The organism is Candidatus Neomarinimicrobiota bacterium (assembly GCA_041862535.1).
In the GTDB taxonomy this organism is placed as follows: Bacteria; Fidelibacterota; Marinisomatia; order SCGC-AAA003-L08; family TS1B11.
The window spans coordinates 1-4,789 of sequence record JBGVTM010000192.1 but is presented as its reverse complement, the minus strand read 5'-3'; the positions used below and the strand labels follow the sequence as shown (position 1 = coordinate 4,789).

At 48.7% G+C, this 4,789-nt stretch carries 3 protein-coding genes and 1 pseudogene; all 4 read left to right on the top strand.

Translation table 11 applies throughout. The annotated features are described in order from the left end of the window. The coding region (locus ACETWG_06900) for a hypothetical protein (protein ID MFB0516314.1) at positions 1–905 on the top strand (905 nt) is incomplete at its 5' end. 800 nt (positions 906–1,705) lie between these two features. Next, positions 1,706–1,930 (top strand): hypothetical protein, encoded by a 225-nt coding sequence (locus tag ACETWG_06895; protein ID MFB0516313.1) that lies wholly within the window; start codon positions 1,706–1,708, stop codon positions 1,928–1,930. Positions 1,931–1,942: 12 nt separating this feature from the next. Next, positions 1,943–2,485: pseudogene (locus ACETWG_06890) on the top strand (class I SAM-dependent methyltransferase). Positions 2,486–3,025: 540 nt separating this feature from the next. After that, positions 3,026–4,789 (top strand): metallophosphoesterase (locus tag ACETWG_06885; protein ID MFB0516312.1); only part of this gene is annotated, 1,764 nt, incomplete at its 3' end.

Sequence of the window (4,789 nt, the reverse complement as noted above, 5' to 3'; positions counted from 1 at the left end):
TGAAGGACAAAAGGATGATCGTGGTCATGCCGGAGGGGGAGAGCAACTGGGATGGCATAACCCTGCCTACGGTGGCCTCTACCGGAAAACTGTTCCGGGTTATGAAAGTGCCGGTGCACCCGGTGATCATCCACAACGGTTATCTGGCCCTACCGCGGTGGGCCAGCTATCCCCGGACAGCGAAGGTGTACGTAGAATTCCGGCAGCCTCTCAGCTTTACCCCGGAGATGACGGATACTGAAGTAGCAGAGGCCGTGGACTGTGCCATCCGCTGGGATCCGGCCCTTGAGAGTCCCCACAACCTGCCGCGGCGGGTGGTCAGCTTCCGGCCCGCCCAGAAGATCACCCGGCTCATTTTCCGGTGCCCCAACTGCGGCGAATCCGACGGGCTGGAGGAAATCCGGTGGCGGTATCTGGCTTGCCAGCGCTGTAGCGAAAAGTGGCGCGTGAAAGGCAACGCCACCCTCGTCAATACCCGCACCGGCGAGCGCCGCAACTCGACCGAGGTCTTCCGGGAAATCTGTCAAATGCCCCGACCTGTGCTCGACTTCGGTGATCAGGGCAAGGGCCTCATCCGCACCCCCAACATCCCCGTCTATAAGGAGACAGAATATCCTCAGTACGAGCTCCTGGGGCGCTTCGACTGCCTCCTCCGCGAGGACCGCATCGACTTCCTCCCCAGGGAAGGCCAGCGGGCCATCACCATCATGCTGAGCGAGCTCCAGTCCCTCTCCAACGAGCTCAAGAAAAAGTGCCAGTTGCGCACGGCTGAGGATATGTATCAGCTCCTCTTTGAACGGGGCAGCTCCCTGCAGTGGCAGATTTACGTGAAGGACCTGCTGCCCCGTCTGGATGACCGCCTGATCCGGCCCACGAATTTCGCCACCGGACACGCCCCGGCTTAGATCCAGTTGGCCCTGAAAAAGGGGCAATTCCGCGTGATCCAAAAAACGGGTGACAGCATGGTATCGTTTCGGTATCATAACTGGCTCACCCTTGCCGACGGAGCTGGTGATACCACCTCTTGGGGGGTACCCACGATATCATCGAGCAGAGCCGGTTCTGAACGTCCTTGCCGGAAGGAGCTCGGGATGAACGGCATGCAACCAGATTTCATCATGCGGGAAGATATTACCCAAACAGCAGTTTGTCGTTCGCCGGGTGCGCGAGATGCGTGACCTCACCCCCCTTCGACTGTGCTCAGGGCAGGCGCTCACTGCGCGTCGCCTCCTCTCCTTAAGGTGAGGGGGAAAGGCGCTGAATGAACCAGGACATAGGTTACAATTTATTTTCACTACATGGGTGACACATTGATCCGGGTATACAGGTTACAGGTCTGTTTTCGCCTAGTGTACATCACCCTTCTTACCTGGTTCAGGAGCCGGGGCCCGGTTTGATATTACGAATTTTTCCCTTTTCATGTTATCAGGGATACAAGTAAGCAGGCACTATCGATTCAAGTGGTTCTATTCCAATGTTTTTTATCGGATTAATTAGACGAGGGAATTACATTCTGTCATGGATACATACACAATATCAAGTTTCAACGGTCTGGATTTTTTCTTCATAAATAGTAGTTAGGCGCAATTTGATGTAAGATTAGGAAGATATTGGTGCAAGCAAATACAAAGTAAGTAAAAGGAAATTAATTATTAAATTAACAGATGTATCAAAAACGGCAATAGTTACCCTCAGAAGTCATGTTGTGGAATCACAAAAAAGTAATCCAATCATCAACGATCCTATGGCTGAATATTGTTTAAACAAATTTATCTCCTTTGCTTCCGTTGAGGATAAAGTGCAAGTATTTAATAGAAAATTAGCTACGGCACTTACCAATATTATAGCCATCAGAGCCAGAAAATACGACTCAATTGTCAATGATTTTATCACAAAGAATCCAGATTGTATTGTAGTGAACCTTGGATGAGGCTTTGATACGAGATATTGGATAATAAACAATCAGAAATGTGAATACATTGAGCTTGATTTACCGGAAGTAATCGAAATTAAGAAAGAGATTCTAGAAGGTAAACTTAATTATGAGTTAATAGGTTGTTCAGTTTTAGATATTTCATGGATTGACAGAGTAACTTTGAGAGGGAATGAAAATATTCTTCTAATAGCTGAGGGTTTATTTATGTATCTGCCCAAGGATGATGTTATTAATCTTTTTAAGACTTTTTCTGAAAGATTTCATCAATCGCAAATCATACTTGAGGTAGTAACCGAAAAATATACCAGAGGTATGTGGAAAAAGATTATTATAATGAAAATGAAGCGAGAACTTGGTCTTGAATCAGGTTATTCATATAATTTTGGAATTAAGAATGCGCTTGAACTCGAATCATATGGAAATGGTATAAAAGTTATAGATGAATGGTCCTTTGTTGAAGACCCCAATGTCCGTCCAAGAATATATAAATATTTGGGATTATCTAGAACACAATGGACAATAACAGCAACAATTAATGAAAATAAATGAAATATTTAGCGAACATGAATAATGCCGACGACGAAAATATTGCTCTAATACTGCGCCTGACCATCGCTTTTACCTGAAGCCAATAGTGGTGGGCAGGTTTGAGGATTTGCGAGTTTGGGAAGATGTTTGGCCAATGTTTTAAAAATTAAAAAATTGAAATGAGTTTCAAACCGCGCATTTAAAGCGTCAGCCGTTTTCCCGCAGTTGATAGGAGCTAACATATCGGAGTCAATTTGAATGTATTCGACAGTTTACTGCTCCTTGCTGCCCTTGTAGCAGCAGCGTTCTTTGTCTTTGCTCGGATCAGGTTAGACTACCGGACAAACGGCAGGCTGGTAGTAGTATATGCTACGGGGCAAAGCCATTACCGGCTTAATCACCCCTCCGGTTTTAATTGCGGGATCAAATGTTGCCGATGTTAGCAATACTTGATACATTAGACAGCTTGATTTAATTATCTCTTAACGGAGTTACGATCAAGGTGGTAAGCAATAGCGAGCATTTTTCGTTGTTTGCCGCTCATAGAACCCATAATCCCGGATGTATAACCACTGGTGTCCTCGTTGTATGAGAAATGGCGGACCTGTTTCTGCCCAAACATGCCAGCCTTTTTTTAGGGGGGAAGAGGGCAGATTCAATAGTGCGCCGCGAGCGTGTAAGCTGGTATTCAACGCTGTACTGTATCTCCTACTGGCTTCATCCGCATGGGCCCAGGGCGCGTGGAAGTGGATTGCATACGGCGACACCAGGAGCAACGACGACGACCATAGAGCTGTTCTCCAGGCCATCGTGGATAGCACCCCAGATTACAGATTTATCATCAATGTCGGTGATGTGGTTGCGGATGGCACTAATATTGACGACTGGAACACCTGGCAGTTGGCTTGTGACGAAGTCCTGGGTGGGACCGGTCAGGATCAAATCCCACCGCAATATATGGCTTGTCCGGGTAATCATGATAAGCTGGATATCCCTTCTGGTTTGACCAACTGGCACACCTATCTTCCGGGTCAGAGCCAGCAGTATGGCAACGACGGCAAGTATTTTGTTCTGGACTACGAGAACGCACGCATTATCATTATGGATTCGGACGCATCTCCCCAGACCGGCGAGCAGTATGACATGCTGATGGAAGCCATTGAGAATAATCCCAAGCAGTGGCTGTTTACCATCTGGCATCACCCCATTTTCGATTTCGGCCCCAAAGAATACGAAGACAGAATCCACGATACGTGGGGTATACCGCTGTACCAGAACGGTTGCGACATCATGTTTATGGGGCACGCGCATTACTACGTGAGGAGTAAAAAGCTCGGACTAAATGGTGATATGCATACGCCCGTGGATTCAGCGAGGGGTACTGTCCAGCTCGTCACCGGGAATGGAGGCGCGCCGCTCTATTCGGTAGACCCGAACGCGGACGGCAACGGCTATATGGTCGAGAACTATATCTCGCAGTATGGTTATACTGAACTGACTGTTGATGGGGATACCTTACGTCTGCGGCACATACTGACAGATGGGACTGTTTTTGACTCTACTTATTACACACCGAATCCCAAGTCTACCATGGATGGACTGATCGTCGGTACAGCTACAGAGACCCATACGTATGATACCATCACTATTCGGGTGTCGTATTCTGGGGACTTCAATGGGGACGGGTCAGCATCGCTCATGCACAAGGTCGCCTCGGAGAGCATGTGGATCGACGACGGCCAGATGGAGCGCGACTCAACGGGGTTCACCGGAATCATCACCGACCTGGAAGATGATACCGAATACGACGTCAAGGTGACGTTTGCTGATCCCGACGAGGTCATTGGAACGAATCCGCTTATCTTTACCGTGCGAACCCTGTCCACAAAGACGGAGACCCTTAGCCTGCGCGAAGTCCACACCTACCAAACCATCACCATCTGGGCCGATTATGCTGGAGATGCTGATGGGGATGGATTGGCTTCGCTGGATTATAAGTCAAGCGCCACGCAGGACTGGATATCTCACGGCCTGATGATAAAGGAGGACAGCAGCTACGTGGCCACTCTCACCGGGCTGAGCCAGGACACGGATTACGATATCCAGGTGACCTACAGCGATCCGGATGGTGTCCGTGGCGATAGCACGCTCATCATAACCAATATTCACACCACAGCTGTCGCCACCCATTCTGGTACCCTCTCCGAGATCCATTCGCACAGCAGTATCATTGTCACTGCGTCTTACCAAGAAGATGGCGATAATGACGGGCGGGCCACATTGGAACACAAGAAGTCGCTGGAGACGGTCTGGCAAAGCGACGGC